This window comes from Chachezhania sediminis (genome assembly GCF_009765275.1).
GTDB classification, from domain to species: Bacteria; Pseudomonadota; Alphaproteobacteria; order Rhodobacterales; family Rhodobacteraceae; genus Chachezhania; species Chachezhania sediminis.
The window spans coordinates 1025863-1040471 of record NZ_VOPH01000001.1 but is presented as its reverse complement, the minus strand read 5'-3'; the positions used below and the strand labels follow the sequence as shown (position 1 = coordinate 1040471).

Genomic DNA, 14609 nt, shown 5'->3' with positions numbered 1-14609 from the left:
TAGCCGCTTTGTGTCCGCCGGTTGCGCTGGCCGCCTAGGCGGCCAGTGCGCGCGTCAGGTGCTGGACGGCGAAATCAGCGATCTCTTCCCGGGTGCGGGCGCCGTCGGGCCTGTACCAGCGGGCGATCCAGTTGATGGCGCCGGCCACAAGGAAGGTCGCGATCTTCGGATCCTCGGATCGCATCGATCCGTCTTCGATCCCGGCCTCGATGATCTCGCGCACGATGTCGTCGATCTCGCGCTTCAGCGCGCGGAACTTGGCCCGGCTTTCCGGCGACAGTTCCGCGTCGCCCGTGCGGCTGACGCAGATGCCGAAATCGTGGGTCATCGACAGGGCATAGGCATGGACCATGGCCTGCATCCGTTCCAGCCCGGTGCCGCCCCGTTCAGCGGCGCCGGTCGTGCCTTCGCGGATCTGGGACAGGCCAAGCCGCACGCATTCGAACAGGATTTCGTCCTTGGACGCGAAGTAGTGATAGATCGTGGGCTTCGTCACCTGAAGCGCGGTCGCCACATCGTCCATCGAGGTGGCGCGAAAGCCCTTTTCGTTGAACTGCCGCGCAGCGGAGCGCAGGACCGCCATCCGCTTGGCCCGCCGCTCGGCCTCTGGGTCGGGCCGCGTGCTCCAGGGGGACAGGTCCCCGGCCGCTTCATCGGGGGTGGCCCGGGGGGCAGCAGTATCAGTCGGGTCGGTCCCCATGGTGCGCCTCCAAAAGCAGCTGACGACGCAACGACGTTTCTTGTTTAACCGTTGCGTCGCCAGTATACCCGCGGGTAAGGTCGCGTCAAACACCGCGGCGACCCGGGATGGGGCCGCGGCCAGCGGGGGAGAGACGATGCTTCTGAACGATGACCAGGAGATGATCCGCGACATGGCGCGCCGCTTCGCGACCGAGAAGCTGGCGCCCAAATCCGCGGAATGGGACCGCAACAAGACGTTCCCGTCGGACGAGATCGCCGAGATGGGCGCGCTGGGTCTGATGGGCATGCTGGTGCCCGAGGACTATGACGGGTCCAAGACCGACCACATCGCCTATGCCCTGGCGCTGGAAGAGATCGCGGCCGGGAACGGTGCGATTTCCACCATCATGTCGGTCCACAACTCGGTCGGCTGCGTGCCGATCCTGCGCTATGGATCGGACCACCTGAAGGACACGTTCCTGCGGCCGATGGCCCGGGGCGAAAAGCTGGGCGCCTTCTGCCTGACCGAGCCCCATGCGGGATCGGACGCGTCGGCGCTGAAGACGCGGGCGGTGCGCACCAACGCCGGCTGGCGGATCAACGGGACGAAACAGTTCATCACGTCCGGCCTGAACGCCGACGTGGCGATCGTCTTTGCGGTGACGGACCCGGAGGCCGGCAAGAAGGGCATTTCCGCCTTCGTCGTGCCGACCGACACGCCGGGCTACCGCGTGGCCTCGATCGAGGACAAGCTGGGGCAGAGCCTGTCGGACACGGCCCAGATCGCGTTCGAAAATGTCGAGATCCCGGCCGAGAACATGCTGGGCGAGGAAGGCGAAGGTTATCGTATCGCGCTGTCGAACCTGGAAGGCGGCCGGATCGGGATCGCGTCGCAATCCGTTGGCATGGCCAAGGCGGCGCTGGATTATGCGGTGACCTACGCGCAGGAGCGTGAAAGCATGGGGTCCAAGCTGATGGGCCATCAGGCGGTAGCCTTCAGGCTGGCTGACATGGCGACCAAGGTCGAGGTCGCGCGGCAGATGGTGCTGCACGCCGCTGCCCTGCGGGATGCGGGCCGGCCGGCGCTGAAGGAGGCGTCGATGGCCAAGCTCTTTGCGTCGGAGATGGCCGAGAAGGTGTGCTCTGATGCCATCCAGACGCTGGGCGGCTATGGCTATACCAAGGATTTCCCGGTCGAGCGGATTTATCGCGACGTCCGCGTGTGCCAGATCTACGAAGGCACCAGCGACATCCAGCGGCTGGTGATCGCACGGGCCCTGGCGGCCTGACGGGATGGCCGGGGCGACCCGGCATGAGAGGAAGAAGGAGTTTTCGGACATGCAGATCGAGGGAACGGCAGCGATCGTGACCGGCGGGGCCTCGGGCCTGGGCGGGGCCACGTCGGAGATGCTGGCAGCGGCCGGGGCGAAAGTCACGATTTTCGACCTGAACGAGAAACTGGGCGCCGAAAAGGCGGCAGAGATCGGGGCTAAGTTCATCAAGGTGAACGTCACCGACGAAAGCGAGGTCGAAGCGGCGATTGCCGAGGCGGAAGGCCTGCACGGCAAGGCCCGGATCCTTGTGAACTGCGCCGGTATCGGGCCGCCCGCCAAGGTCGTGGGCCGCGACGGCAAGGCGATCCCGCTGAAGGATTTCACTTCCATCGTGAACGTGAACCTGTTCGGGACGTTCAACGTGCTGTCGAAATGGGCGGCTGCGCTGATGGAAGCTGATCCGCTGGGCGAAGAGCGCGGCGTGGTGATCAACACCGCTTCGGTCGCGGCCTTCGACGGGCAGATCGGCCAGGCGGCCTATGCCGCGTCCAAGGGCGGTATCGTGGGGATGACCCTGCCCATCGCGCGGGAATTCGCGCGGTCGGGTATCCGTGTCATGACCATCGCACCGGGCCTGTTCCTGACGCCGCTGCTGGCCTCGCTGCCGCAGGAGGCACAGGACTCCCTTGGCAAGCAGGTGCCGTTTCCGTCGCGTCTGGGCGATCCCAAGGAATACGCGATGCTGGCGCATTCCATCGTCGTGAACCCGATGCTGAACGGCGAAACGATCCGCCTGGACGGCGCGATCAGGATGGCGCCGAAGTAGGCGCCGCGGGGCCGGGCCCATCGGCCCGGATCATTCTGACCGTCAGGTCCGGCCGGTCGCGCAAGGGCGCGCCCGGCCTTTTTTCGTGCCGGTGTCGAAGGTCCGGGCCTCAGGCCGCGCGATCCCGTGCCCGTTCCGTCCACAGCCGTTTGGCCAGGCCGTCCGCCGTGGCGATGTCGGGCGCGGCGCCCAGCACATGAAGCGCGGCAGCGGCGGTGCCGATCACGATGGCTTCTGCGTATTCGTCCGTGACCGTCCCGGCCCAAAGCCAGGCCAGCGCTTGGGGCTTAGCGAAGGCAGGGCCGTCGGCCAGGCGGCCGGTGGCTTCGGGCAGTAGCGGGGGCAGTGTGGTGTCGAACCGGTCGGCCCCGAAGATCCCCATCAGGGCGATGTCCTTGGCAGGTGCCCGTTCGAATTCGCCGCCGGCGCCCTTCAGCACCGCCTGACGGGGCTGGCCCAGCAGGGCCGAGGTGTCGGTCTGAAGCCCGCGATAGGGTGGGTGAAAGACGCCCTGCACGCTGGCCGGGGCCCCGGCAGGGTTGAAGAGGCGCAGCGACGTGTTCACGGCGGACCGAAGGCCCAGGATCTCGCGCAGTTTCAGCACGCGCAGTGCCTCTGCCGAGACGACCTCCAGCGGCAGATAGGCGATGCCGTCGCGGGCCATGATGTCGGCGGTGGCCGCCATCGTCTCGCCGCGCCGAATGCCGGCATGGGGCAGGGCAAGGCGCACGGATGCCTCTTCACCCTGGTGCGAGTTCCAGCCATGCAGCAGGACCGGATAACCGGCACCGGCGATCAGGCGCGCGGCCAGCAGGAACCAGGGCAGGCCGCGGCTGCGCCCGGCGGCGAAGCTGGGCCAGTCGAGCGCCGGGGCGAGGCCGGTCCAGGGTGCGGCCCGGTCGCGGAGCGCGTCGACAAAGCCCGCCAGCTCCTCCGGAACCTCGCCGCGGTAGCGCATCAGCATCAGAAGGGCGCCCACCGCTTCGGGGGCGGCGGTGCCGGCCAGGATCTGGGTCATGGCATCGCGGGCTTCGTCGCGCGTCAGGTGACGGGCGCGGCTGGGACCGCGGCCCATGGCATGGACGTATTTCGCAAGGCTCATTCAGCGGCCATCTGGTTGGGCGCGTTGGCCTCGATCAGCGCGCGGATTTCCGGGCGGCACGAACCGCAATTGGTTCCGGCGCGCAGTGCTGCGCCGATCGCCTCGACCGTGACTAGGCCCTGTTCGGCGATGGCGGAACGGATCGTGTTCACGCCCACCTCGAAACAGGAACAGACGATGGCGCCGGGATCGGGCCGGTCGGCGCCGGGCTGTCCCGACAGGAGCCCGAGATCGGCGGCGCCGTCAAGCTGGCCTGCAAGATATTGCCGGGACACGGCCACCGGTTCGGGGCCGGCAAAAAGCGCGGCCACCAGTTTCTGGCCTTCGAAGAAGGCCAACCGGTGGATGCCACGCGCGGGGTCCGACACGGTGATCGGCTGGGCCGTGTCGGGCAGACCGAAAAGCGCGCGGGCGGTTTCGGTCCAGTCGGCGGGCGGCGTGGCCCAGGCCAGTTCCGTCCGCCAGCCGCCCCGGGCCCGGGCCCGGGCCCAGTAGGGGGCATCGGGCGCGGGTTCCGCGACCGACAGGGCGAAGGCAAAGCTTTGCGCCTGGAACTTCGTCACCCGTGCCACCGCGGCCTTGGTTTCCGGCTGGCCGGAGACCGGGTCGGTCACCGCCGCGACAACCGCGTCGATCCGCGCGGCGCTGGCATTTTCGCCCGTCCAGTGCATCGGCGCGAAGACCTGTCCCGGCTGGACCGAGTCGGTGATCCTGACTCGCAGGATCGCCCGCCCGTGGGGGCTGTCGACCTGCGCCAGGTCGGCAGGCTTCAGGCCCAGATTTCCGGCATCTGCCGGGTGGATTTCCAGGAAGGGTTCCGCCAGATGGGCCGACAGGCGCGGGGATTTCGCGGTTCGGGTCATCGTGTGCCACTGGTCACGGATGCGGCCGGTGTTCAGCACGAAGGGGAAGTCCGCATCGGGCATCGCCGCGGGCAGGCGGTTCTGCAAGGCCAGCATCCGCCCCTTGCCATCGGGCGTGAAGAAGGCGCCGTCGCCGAAGAACCGCCCGCCGGTGCGGACCCCCGTCACCGGCCAGCGCACCGGTTGCAGGTCGGCGTATTCCGTGTCGGTGATGCCCGCCAGGGCCGAGATGTCGAAATCCCTGCCGAAGCGTCCTGCAATGCCCGACAGCGCGGCGTATTCGCGAAAGATCTCGGCCGGAGAGGCGAAATCGAAGGCGCGGGCATGGCCCATCCGCCGCCCGACCTCTGCCATCATCGCCCAGTCGGGGCGGGTATCGCCGGGCGCCGGCAGGAAGGCCCGCTGGCGCGAGATGCAACGTTCGGAATTGGTGACCGTCCCGTCCTTTTCGCCCCAGGCCGATGCCGGCAGCAGGACATCCGCCAGCCGGGCGGTATCGGCGCGTGCGGTGATGTCCGACACGACGACGAAATCGCAGGCCTGAAGGGCTGCCTTCACCGCATCGGCCTCGGGCAGGGTGACGACAGGGTTCGTGTGGGCGATCCAGATCGCCTTGATGGAACCGTCGGCCACCGCCCGGAACATGTCGACGGCCTTCAGGCCGGCCGTTTCCGTCAGCCCGGGTGCGTCCCAGAAGGTGCGCACGGCGTCCCGGTGGGCCGGGTCCTCGATATCTAGGTGGCAGGCCAGCATGTTGGCCAACCCGCCCACCTCGCGCCCGCCCATGGCGTTGGGCTGGCCGGTGACTGAAAAAGGGCCCGTGCCGGGGTGGCCTATGCGCCCCGTGGCCAGATGGCAGTTCAGGATCGCGTTGACCTTGTCCGCCCCCGAGGAGGACTGGTTCACGCCTTGGGAATAGAGGGTAACCACCTTCCTAGTCCCGGCCCAGAGGCGGAAGAACGCCTCAAGCTCGGCAGGAGCCAGCCCCGTGACCGACAGGTCGTCGCCATATGCGGCCGTCACCGCCTCGTCGAAACCCGACACGTGGTCCAGGACAAAACCCGTGTCGACGGCGCCCTGTTCGTGCAGGTGGACCAGCAGCCCGTTGAACAACGCCACGTCGCTGCCGGGGGTCAGGCCCAGGTGAAGGTCGGCGATGTCCGCCGTGGCCGTCCGCCGCGGGTCGACTGTGACGACCTTCAGGTCCGGCCGCGCCGTCTTGGCCGCGACAAGCCGCTGGTACAGGACCGGATGGCACCAGGCGAGATTCGAGCCCACCAGCACCACAAGGTCGGCCTCTTCCAGGTCGGTGTAGAGACCCGGCACCGTGTCGGTTCCAAAGGCGCGTTTGTGCCCTGCCACCGACGACGCCATGCAAAGCCGCGAATTGGTGTCGATGTTGCCGGACCCGATGAAGCCCTTCATCAGCTTGTTGGCGACGTAATAGTCTTCGGTCAGGAACTGGCCCGAGACATAGAAGGCGACCGCATCCGGGCCATGTTCGTCGATCACCGCATTGAAGCGGTCGGCGACCAGTTGCAGGGCGCTGTCCCAACTGGTGTCGACGCCGTTCACCTTGGGCGCCAGCAGCCTGTCCTGCAGCCAGATCGTTTCCGCCAGCGCCGATCCCTTGGAACAGAGCCGGCCCAGGTTCGCCGGGTGGTCCGGATCGCCGGTGATGGCGATCCGGTCTTCGGGCGCACCGTCGCCCGGCAGAAGCTGGGCCTTCACGCCGCAGCCGACGCCGCAATAGGGGCAGGTGGTCCGCACCGTGGTCATGCCACGTCCCGCCGTCGCAGCAGGGTGACGTCCAGGAAGACGCGGTCGTCTTCGACCCGCGTGGGATAGGTCGGGATCTGGCCGTCGTCCGCGCCCTGCGCCTCGCCGGTTTCCAGACTGAAGACCCAATTATGGAGCGGGCAGGTCACCTTGTTGCCGTGCACGATGCCTTCGGACAGGGGGCCAGCCTTGTGGGGGCAACTGTCGGACACGGCAAAGACCGCATCGTCGGCGGTGCGGAACACCGCGACGCAGCCCTGCGGGGTCTTCACTTTCCGCGCACCGCGGAAGGGAATGTCGGAAAGAAGCCCAAGGTCGAGCCATTCGATATTGGTCATTCCGCCGCCTCCAATGTGATGTCCGCGATGGGCGCGTATCGTTCTGCCTGTTCGCGGACATGTTCCGCCCAGGGGTCCTTCTGATAGATCGTCTGGCTGAGAAGGAACGCATCGACGAGCCGCCTGCGTTCGGCCAGGTCGTCCACGACGCGGGCCTTCACCCAGGGCAGGCCCACCTTGCCCAGCCACTTGTAGGGCCGGTCGAGATACCTGGCGTTCTCGCGGTAAAGCTGGATGAAGGCGATGGCCAGCTCGATCGCCTCTTCCTCGGTCTTTGCATCCGCCAGGCGTTCGGTTTCCTTCAGGTCCATGCCGGCGGCGCCGCCGACCCCGATCTGATAGCCGCTGTCGACGCAGATCACGCCCACGTCCTTGCAGGTGGCCTCGGCACAGTTCCGCGGGCAGCCGGACACGGCCAGTTTCACCTTGTGGGGCGTCCAGGACCCCCACAGCGCCTTTTCCAGCTTGATCCCCAGCCCGGTCGAATCCTGCGTGCCGAACCGGCAATGGTCGGTGCCGACACAGGTCTTCACCGTGCGCAGGCCCTTGGAATAGGCGTGGCCCGACACCATCCCGGCCGCGTTCAGGTCGGCCCAGATGGCGGGCAGATCCTCGCCCTTGATGCCCAGAAGGTCGATCCGCTGACCGCCCGTCACCTTCACGGTCGGCACCTTGTACTTGTCGGCCGCATCCGCAATGGCGCGCAACTCGTCCGGCGTGGTGATCCCGCCCCACATCCGCGGCATGACGGAAAAGGTGCCGTCCTTCTGGATGTTGGCGTGCTTCCTTTCGTTGATGAACCGGCTTTGCGGGTCGTCCTTGTATTCTACCGGCCAGTCCGCCAGCAGGTAGAAGTTCAGCGCCGGCCGGCAGGAGTGGCAGCCATCCGGCGTCTTCCACGCCCCGGCCTGCCAGACGGCGGGCATGGATTTCAGTTCCTGCCCCTTGATCAGGCGGCGGACATCCTCGTGCGTCAGGTCGGTGCAGCCGCACATCGGCTGTTCCGCAGGCATGGAGAATTCGTCCCCCAGCGTCACCGCCAGAACCTGTTCCACCAACCCCGTGCAGGTCCCGCAGGAACCCGAGGCCTTGGTCACGGCGCGAACGGCGGCCAGATCGCTGGCCCCGTTTTCGATCGCCGTTACGATCTGTCCCTTGCAGACGCCGTTGCAGCCACAGATCTCTGCCTCATCCGGCAAGGCTGCAACGGCCGCCAAGGGGTCCACGGACGCCCCCCCCTGGTAGGCCGGGCCAAAGATCAGCGTGTCGCGGTTCGCGCTGATGTCCTCGCCGGTCTGGATCAGGCCGAAGAACCAGTTCGAATCCGCAGTGTCGCCATAGAAGACGGCGCCGATCAGGCGGTCGTTCTCGATCACCAGCCGTTTGTAGACGCCGCGCGCCGGATCGCGGAACACGATGTCCTGCCGGCCTTCGCCATCGTTGAAGTCTCCGGCGGAGAACAGGTCACAGCCGGTGACCTTCAGCTTGGTCGACAATTGCCGGACGGTGAAGGCATCGGCCTCTCCCGCCAGTGTCTTGGCCAGCACCTTCGCCTGGTCGTAAAGCGGCGCCACAAGGCCGAAGACCGCGCCGTCGAATTCGACACATTCGCCCAGGCCATAGATGTCCGGATCGCTGACGCTTTCCATCTGGGCGTTCACGACCATGCCGCGGCCGACCTCCAGCCCCGCGGCCTTGGCCACGGTGGTTTCGGGACGGATGCCCACCGCCATGACGACGATGTCGGCCTTCAGTTCGGTTCCGTCCGCCAGCTTCACCGCCTCGACCTTGCCGGTGCCGGTGATTTCCTGGGTCGAGGCCTGCAGCATCACCTCGATCCCGCGGCGTTCCAGGTCCTGCTTCAGCAGGTGCCCGGCCGAGGCATCCAACTGCCGCTCCATCAGGTGGCCCATCAGGTGCAGGACAGTCACCTCCATTCCCCGCAGGCGCAGGCCTGCGGCGGCTTCCAGCCCCAGAAGGCCGCCACCGATGACCACGGCGCGGGATCCGGGATTGCCCGCGGCCTCGATCATCGCGTTGGTGTCTTCCAGATCGCGATAGGCGACGACGCCCTTCAGGTCCTTGCCCGGCACCGGGATGATGAAGGGGGCCGACCCGGTGGCGATCACCAGCTTGTCGTAGGCGACCTCTCCCTTCTCGCCCACGACGACCTTGCGGTCGCGGTCGACGGCGGTGACCCGTTCGCCGAAGCGGCAGGTCACGCCGTGGTCTTCGTACCAGGCCTCGTCATGGGTGACGATTTCCTGAAAGCTCTTCTCGCCCGACAGGACGGGCGACAGCATGATGCGGTTGTAGCAGCCACGGGGTTCCGCGTTGAACAGCGTCACCTCGTAGGCGCCGGGGGCGATTTCGAACAGGTGTTCCAGCAGGCGGCCCGAAGCCATGCCTGTACCGATCACCACGAGTTTCTGGGGGGCCATCCTGTGCGTCTCCTCAGCAATACCAGGCCACGATGCGGGCCACGGACCCGTCGTGATAAATCGGCAGGCCGACAAAGCCGCCATAGCGTGCGGATCCGGCCAGACCTTTCGCCACGACGGGCAGACCCGATCCCAGCACCTTGCCGACCTGACCTTCCCAGGCCTTGATCCTGCGTTCGTTGTCTTCGGACCAGAGCGGGCCTTCGCGGGCGCAGATGCCGTCGATCAGCACAGCGGCATGGTCGCTGCCCACGGCCGAGGGGCGGCAATCCCAGATCTCGAACCGGTGCGCGATGGGGGTGCCAAGCGCGGACAGAAGCGTCAGGACATAGGTCCGGTTGCCCGGCACCGGGATCGGAATGCCCAAGCCGGTGGTCAGGCCCGCCTTGCCGGCGCTGTCCGCGCGGATGAACTTGTAGCCGGAGCCCAGGTCCCGCATCAGGATCGGTGTGTTCGACGCCCAGACGCCACCCGGCAGGCCCTGGCCACGCGGGAAATGCGTGTGCTGCGACACCCATTCGAAATGCTTGGCCGCGCCGTAATAGCCGTCCTGCAGCATCAGCAGGCCGTCATGTTCTTCCCAGACCTCGACCGCGCCGACGCGTTCCTCGCTGTCGGAACACAGGACGACCAGCACCGCCATCAGCTTCGCGTTGTTGAAGACCGGGATCGCCACGGCCGCCGAAAGGCCCGCGGCGGTCGCGGCCTCGGTCCGGCAGAAATTGGACCCGTCGAACTGCTTCAGCACCACGGGACGGCCTTGGGCCCAGGCCCTGCCGGGCAGGCCTTCGCCCTTGCCGAAGGTGATCTGTTCCGAGATCGAGCCGAATTCCGACAGGTCGCCGTAATTGCCGCCGGCATGGGCCAACCGGTCGCCTTCGGGGACCCAGATTTCGGACACATCTATGAACGGGCGTACCAGGGTATCGACTGCCGTATCCATCACGCGGCCTCCTGCGCGGTCTTGGCGGGCTTCGCCGCCGGGAGGTGGGTCTTGCCCTTGGCGCCGTGCTCGTATTCCTCAAGGAAATCGAGCACCTGCTGACGGAACAGGTAATAATCGGGATGTTCCAGCAACGCCTTGCGGGTGCGCGGGCGGGGCAGGTCGACATCGACGATCTTGCCGATGGTGGCCTGAGGCCCGTTGGTCATCATGACGACGCGGTCGGCCAGCAGGATTGCCTCGTCCACGTCGTGGGTGACGCAGATCGCGGTGACCTGGGTGCGGGACCAGACCTCCATCAGGACTTCCTGCAGTTCCCAGCGGGTCAGGCTGTCCAGCATCCCGAACGGTTCGTCCAGCAGCAGCAGCTTCGGCGACAGGGCAAATGCCCGGGCGATGCCGACGCGCTGTTTCATGCCGTTCGACATCTCGCTGGCGCGCTTGTTCATCGCATCCGCCAAGCCCACCCGTTCCAGGTAGTATTCGACGACGTCCTGCCGTTCCTGCTGGGACGCGCGGGGATAGACCCGGTCGACCCCCACCGCCACATTTTCGCGTGCGGTCAGCCAGGGGAACAGGCTGGGCGACTGGAACACCACCGCGCGTTCGGGATCGGCCCCCATCACCGCGCGGGCATCCAGTTTGATCACCCCCTTGGAGATGTCGTTCAGACCGGCCGCCATGGTCAGCACCGTCGACTTGCCACAGCCCGAATGCCCGATCAGCGAGATGAATTCGCCCTTGTTGAGCTTCAGGTTGAAGTCCTCGACCACGGTCAGCGGACCCTTGGGCGTGGGGTAGATCTTGTGAAGCTGAGAGAACTCCAGATAGTTCGTCTCGCGGATCGACTTCTGCGCTTCCTCGACCACCGCGGGGACCTGCTCGGCATGGATCGGGACCACGTCGGGCAGGATACGGCTGCCTTCGACGGATCCCTTCACGCCCGTGTCCATCAGGTAGGTGGTGACGGCGTTGCGCAGCTTCTTGAAACCTTCGTCGTGGTTCATCTCCGACCGGTCGCGGGGACGGGGGATATTCACGCGGAAGGCTTCGCCCAGGGTTCCGTCGGGGTTCAGGGCGATGATCCGGTCGGCCAGCAGGATCGCTTCGTCCACGTCGTTGGTGATCAGGACGCAGGTCTTCTTGTCCTGTTCCCAGATGTGTTCGATCTCGTCCGCCAGGTTGGCCCGTGTCAGCGCGTCCAGCGCCGACAGCGGTTCGTCCAGCAGCAGCACCTCGGGGTTCATGGCAAGGGCGCGGGCGACGTTCACCCGCTGGCGCATGCCGCCCGACAGTTCCGCCGGCCGCCGCGTCATGGCGTGGCTCAGCCCCACCATCCTGACGTAATGGGCGACCTTCGCGGCCCGCTCCTTCTTCGACATCTTGGGAAAGACCGAAGACAGCGCCAGGTCGACATTGCCGCCCACGGTCAGCCAGGGCATCAGCGAATAGTTCTGGAAGATCACGCCGCGTTCAGGGCCCGGTCCCACGATGGGCTTGCCCTTGAAGCTGACCGTGCCCTTGGTGGGGAATTCCAGCCCCGCCAGCAGGTTGATCAGCGTGGTCTTGCCGGTGCCGGAAAAGCCCAGCAGGACCAGGAATTCTCCTTCTTCCACGCTCAGGTCGATGCCCTTCAGCACATCCGTGCGGCCGGGACCCTCGCCAAAGCTCTTCCAGACGTCTTTCAGTTCAAGAACAGGCATGTCGATCACCGGTTGTTCGTGAAGGTGAAGAGGGACTGAAGCGCGAACATGACGCGATCCAGCAGGAAGCCGATGATGCCGATGGTGAAGACGGCCACCATGATCTTGGCCAGCGAGCTGGAAGACCCGTTCTGGAATTCATCCCAGACGAACTTGCCCAGGCCCGGGTTCTGAGCCAGCATTTCCGCCGCGATCAGGACCATCCAGCCGACACCGAGCGACAGGCGCAGGCCGGTGAAGATCAGCGGCAGGGCCGAAGGCAGGACCAGTTTGGTGATCTTGGTCCAGGTGTTCATCTTCAGGACCTTCGACACGTTGATCAGATCCTTGTCGATGGACGCCACCCCCAGCGAGGTGTTGATCAGCGTGGGCCACAGCGAACACAGGGTCACAGTGATAGCCGAGACCAGGAAGCTTTTCGAAAACAGCCCGTCATTCGATGCCAGCACGGCCGAAATGATCATGGTGACGATGGGCAGCCATGCCAGGGGCGAGACCGGCTTGAAGATCTGGATCAGCGGGTTCAGCGCCGAATTCGCAGTGGGCGACAGGCCCGCCAGGATGCCCAGCGGCACGGCGATCAGCGTCGCGATCAGGAAGCCGAAGAACACCGTCTTGATCGAGGTCCAGATCTGGTCGTAGTAGCTGGGCGCGCCGGTGTAGGGAATGTCCTTCACCTGGTCGGCCTTGCCCTGTTCGATCAGGCGGGTATTGCGCTTTTCCACACGCTCGTAATGCTGCTGTTCCTTTTCGGCCTTCTGGATCGCGTCCTGGTTCAGGGCCACGGCCTCGGCCCAGACCTGCGCCGGGCCGGGCACGGCCCCCAGCGAGGTCTGCACGGTCGGCGCCAGCGCGGCCCAGACCAGCAGGAAACAGACGATGGACAGGATAGGCACGCCCAGAAGACGCCAGACCTCGCCGGCCTGGGCCCGCGGATTGTCGCCGGCAAGGCCCTTCAGCATCGGTGTGATCCACGCCAGTCCCACGACCTGGAACCACTTGTCGGCGGCATTGATGCGGGTGAAATAGCGGGCCCGACGCTCTTCGCGCAGACGGGACGCCTGGAAGTCTGGATCGACGGTGGTCATGTCTCGTTCTCCGGAAGTCGGCCTGGGAACGGCGCGGCGGGGCGCACCGGGAAGAAGGGGGTGGGACCGCCCGGAAGGGGAGGTTCGGACGGTCCCGGGCTGGTCAGCCCTGGATCGCGTTGCCCACGACGGTCTGACCCGATTTCAGGCCGATCGGCAGGCTGTCGATGTAGGCGTTGGGCGCCCTTGCATCGAAGGGGATGCCGTCGATGACGTCCCCGGCCGGGGTCGGTTCGCGGTAACCGTCGCTGTCCCAGGGAAAGTCGGCCTGATCCGCCAGGCCCTCGTCGACCAGCAACTTGGCGGCCTGAAGGTAGATGTCCGGCTTGTAGACCGACTTTGCCACCTCGTCGTACCAGCTGTCGGGCCGGGTCTCGGCGATCTGGCCCCACCGGCGCATCTGGCTGAGATACCAGACCGCGTCCGAGTAGTAGGGGTAGTTCGCGAAGTAGCGGAAGAAGACGTTGAAGTCGGGGACGTCGCGCTTGTCGCCCTTTTCGTATTCAAATGTGCCGGTCATCGAGTTCGCGATGACCTCGGCATCGGCGCCGACATATTCGGGACGCGACAGGATCTCGACCGCTTCTTCGCGGTTGGCATTGTCGTTTTCGTCCAGCCACATGGCGGCGCGGATCAGTGCCTTGGTGATGGCCAGCGTGGTGTTCGGATACTGTTCCGCGAATTCGGCGGTGATGCCGAAGACCTTTTCCGGGTTGTTCTTCCACAGCTCGTAGTCGGTGATCACCGGCACGCCGATGCCCTTGAACACGGCCTGCTGGTTCCACGGTTCGCCCACGCAGTAGCCGTTGATGGTTCCGGCCTCCAGCGTTGCCGGCATCTGCGGCGGCGGGGTCACGGACAGGAACGCTTCGGCCCCGATCTGGCCGGTCACGTTGTCGGGCGCGTAATAGCCGGGCTGGATGCCGCCGGCGGCCAGCCAGTAGCGCAGTTCGTAGTTGTGGGTCGACACCGGGAAGACCATGCCCATGTTGAAGGGCTTGCCCTGCGAGCGGAAGGTTTCGATCACGGGCTTCAGGTAACTGGCGGAAATCGGGTGTTCGATCTTGCCGTCCGCCGTGGTGGGCAGGTTCGGCTTCATCATCTCCCAGACCTCGTTCGACACGGTGATGCCGTTGCCGTTTAGGTCCATCGAGAAGGGGGTGACGATATGGGCCTTGGTGCCATAGCCGATGGTCGCGGCCAGCGGCTGGCCCGCCAGCATGTGGGCGCCGTCCAGCTGTCCGTCAATCACGCCGTCCAGCAGCACCTTCCAGTTGGCCTGCGCCTCCAGCGTGACGAACAGACCTTCGTCATCGAAGAAACCCTGTTCATAGGCCACAGCCAGGGGGGCCATGTCGGTCAGCTTGATGAAGCCGAAGGTCAGTTCGTCCTTTTCGAGATCCAGCATCTCGGCGAAGGTCGGGCTGGCCAGAGCCGTGGAGGCAACGAGGGCGAGCACTAGGTTCTGCATCACGTCATTCCTTCCTGGGGGACAGGTGTTATCGGTCCGGAAAAAACAAAAAAGCCGCTGACTCACATCGCGTGTGCGAAGGGTCGAGCGGCTTTGCTCA

11 protein-coding genes are annotated in these 14609 nt (G+C 66.0%); 2 read left to right on the top strand and 9 right to left on the bottom strand.

The window, feature by feature from the left end; genetic code table 11:
• Positions 1-34 precede the first annotated feature (34 nt).
• Positions 35-700, bottom strand: coding sequence for a TetR/AcrR family transcriptional regulator (locus tag FQK05_RS04895; protein ID WP_158964725.1), 666 nt, complete (start codon positions 698-700; stop codon positions 35-37).
• A gap of 136 nt (positions 701-836) precedes the next feature.
• On the opposite strand from FQK05_RS04895, the gene FQK05_RS04890 reads away from it, so the two are divergent.
• Positions 837-1970 (top strand): acyl-CoA dehydrogenase family protein, encoded by a 1134-nt coding sequence (locus tag FQK05_RS04890; RefSeq protein WP_158964724.1) that lies wholly within the window; start codon positions 837-839, stop codon positions 1968-1970.
• 49 nt (positions 1971-2019) lie between these two features.
• Positions 2020-2781 (top strand): SDR family NAD(P)-dependent oxidoreductase, encoded by a 762-nt coding sequence (locus FQK05_RS04885; protein WP_158964723.1) that lies wholly within the window; start codon positions 2020-2022, stop codon positions 2779-2781.
• 109 nt (positions 2782-2890) lie between these two features.
• On the opposite strand, the gene FQK05_RS04880 is transcribed toward FQK05_RS04885, so the two are convergent.
• The 8 genes from FQK05_RS04880 to FQK05_RS04845 form a co-directional block, all read right to left on the bottom strand.
• Entirely contained in the window at positions 2891-3883 is a 993-nt protein-coding gene (locus tag FQK05_RS04880; protein ID WP_158964722.1) for a glycosyl transferase family protein, read from the bottom strand.
• Positions 3880-6525, bottom strand: a complete 2646-nt coding sequence (locus tag FQK05_RS04875; protein ID WP_158964721.1) for a nitrate reductase — start codon at positions 6523-6525, stop codon at positions 3880-3882. The genes FQK05_RS04880 and FQK05_RS04875 overlap by 4 nt, the downstream gene beginning before the upstream one ends.
• On the bottom strand, positions 6522-6863 hold the full coding sequence (gene nirD, locus FQK05_RS04870) for a nitrite reductase small subunit NirD (RefSeq protein WP_158964720.1): 342 nt from the start codon (positions 6861-6863) through the stop codon (positions 6522-6524). The genes FQK05_RS04875 and nirD overlap by 4 nt, the downstream gene beginning before the upstream one ends.
• On the bottom strand, positions 6860-9304 hold the full coding sequence (nirB, locus tag FQK05_RS04865) for a nitrite reductase large subunit NirB (protein WP_158964719.1): 2445 nt from the start codon (positions 9302-9304) through the stop codon (positions 6860-6862). Before nirB ends, nirD begins: the two co-directional genes overlap by 4 nt.
• A 13-nt stretch (positions 9305-9317) precedes the next feature.
• Positions 9318-10247 (bottom strand): GAF domain-containing protein, encoded by a 930-nt coding sequence (locus FQK05_RS04860; RefSeq protein ID WP_158964819.1) that lies wholly within the window; start codon positions 10245-10247, stop codon positions 9318-9320.
• On the bottom strand, positions 10247-11950 hold the full coding sequence (locus tag FQK05_RS04855) for an ABC transporter ATP-binding protein (protein WP_158964718.1): 1704 nt from the start codon (positions 11948-11950) through the stop codon (positions 10247-10249). The genes FQK05_RS04860 and FQK05_RS04855 overlap by 1 nt, the downstream gene beginning before the upstream one ends.
• A 5-nt stretch (positions 11951-11955) precedes the next feature.
• Positions 11956-13038 carry an ABC transporter permease gene (locus FQK05_RS04850; RefSeq protein ID WP_158964717.1) on the bottom strand — a complete coding sequence of 361 codons (1083 nt, stop codon included), beginning with the start codon at positions 13036-13038 and terminating at the stop codon, positions 11956-11958.
• A gap of 103 nt (positions 13039-13141) precedes the next feature.
• Positions 13142-14509, bottom strand: a complete 1368-nt coding sequence (locus tag FQK05_RS04845) for a CmpA/NrtA family ABC transporter substrate-binding protein (RefSeq protein ID WP_158964716.1) — start codon at positions 14507-14509, stop codon at positions 13142-13144.
• Positions 14510-14609: the final 100 nt, after the last annotated feature.

Coding starts and splice junctions, on each gene's coding strand:
- FQK05_RS04895 (WP_158964725.1), bottom strand. CDS start 700: ATGGGGACCGACCCGACTGATACTGCTGCCCCCCGGGCCACCCCCGAT.
- FQK05_RS04890 (WP_158964724.1), top strand. CDS start 837: ATGCTTCTGAACGATGACCAGGAGATGATCCGCGACATGGCGCGCCGC.
- FQK05_RS04885 (WP_158964723.1), top strand. CDS start 2,020: ATGCAGATCGAGGGAACGGCAGCGATCGTGACCGGCGGGGCCTCGGGC.
- FQK05_RS04880 (WP_158964722.1), bottom strand. CDS start 3,883: ATGAGCCTTGCGAAATACGTCCATGCCATGGGCCGCGGTCCCAGCCGC.
- FQK05_RS04875 (WP_158964721.1), bottom strand. CDS start 6,525: ATGACCACGGTGCGGACCACCTGCCCCTATTGCGGCGTCGGCTGCGGC.
- nirD (WP_158964720.1), bottom strand. CDS start 6,863: ATGACCAATATCGAATGGCTCGACCTTGGGCTTCTTTCCGACATTCCC.
- nirB (WP_158964719.1), bottom strand. CDS start 9,304: ATGGCCCCCCAGAAACTCGTGGTGATCGGTACAGGCATGGCTTCGGGC.
- FQK05_RS04860 (WP_158964819.1), bottom strand. CDS start 10,247: ATGGATACGGCAGTCGATACCCTGGTACGCCCGTTCATAGATGTGTCC.
- FQK05_RS04855 (WP_158964718.1), bottom strand. CDS start 11,950: ATGCCTGTTCTTGAACTGAAAGACGTCTGGAAGAGCTTTGGCGAGGGT.
- FQK05_RS04850 (WP_158964717.1), bottom strand. CDS start 13,038: ATGACCACCGTCGATCCAGACTTCCAGGCGTCCCGTCTGCGCGAAGAG.
- FQK05_RS04845 (WP_158964716.1), bottom strand. CDS start 14,509: ATGCAGAACCTAGTGCTCGCCCTCGTTGCCTCCACGGCTCTGGCCAGC.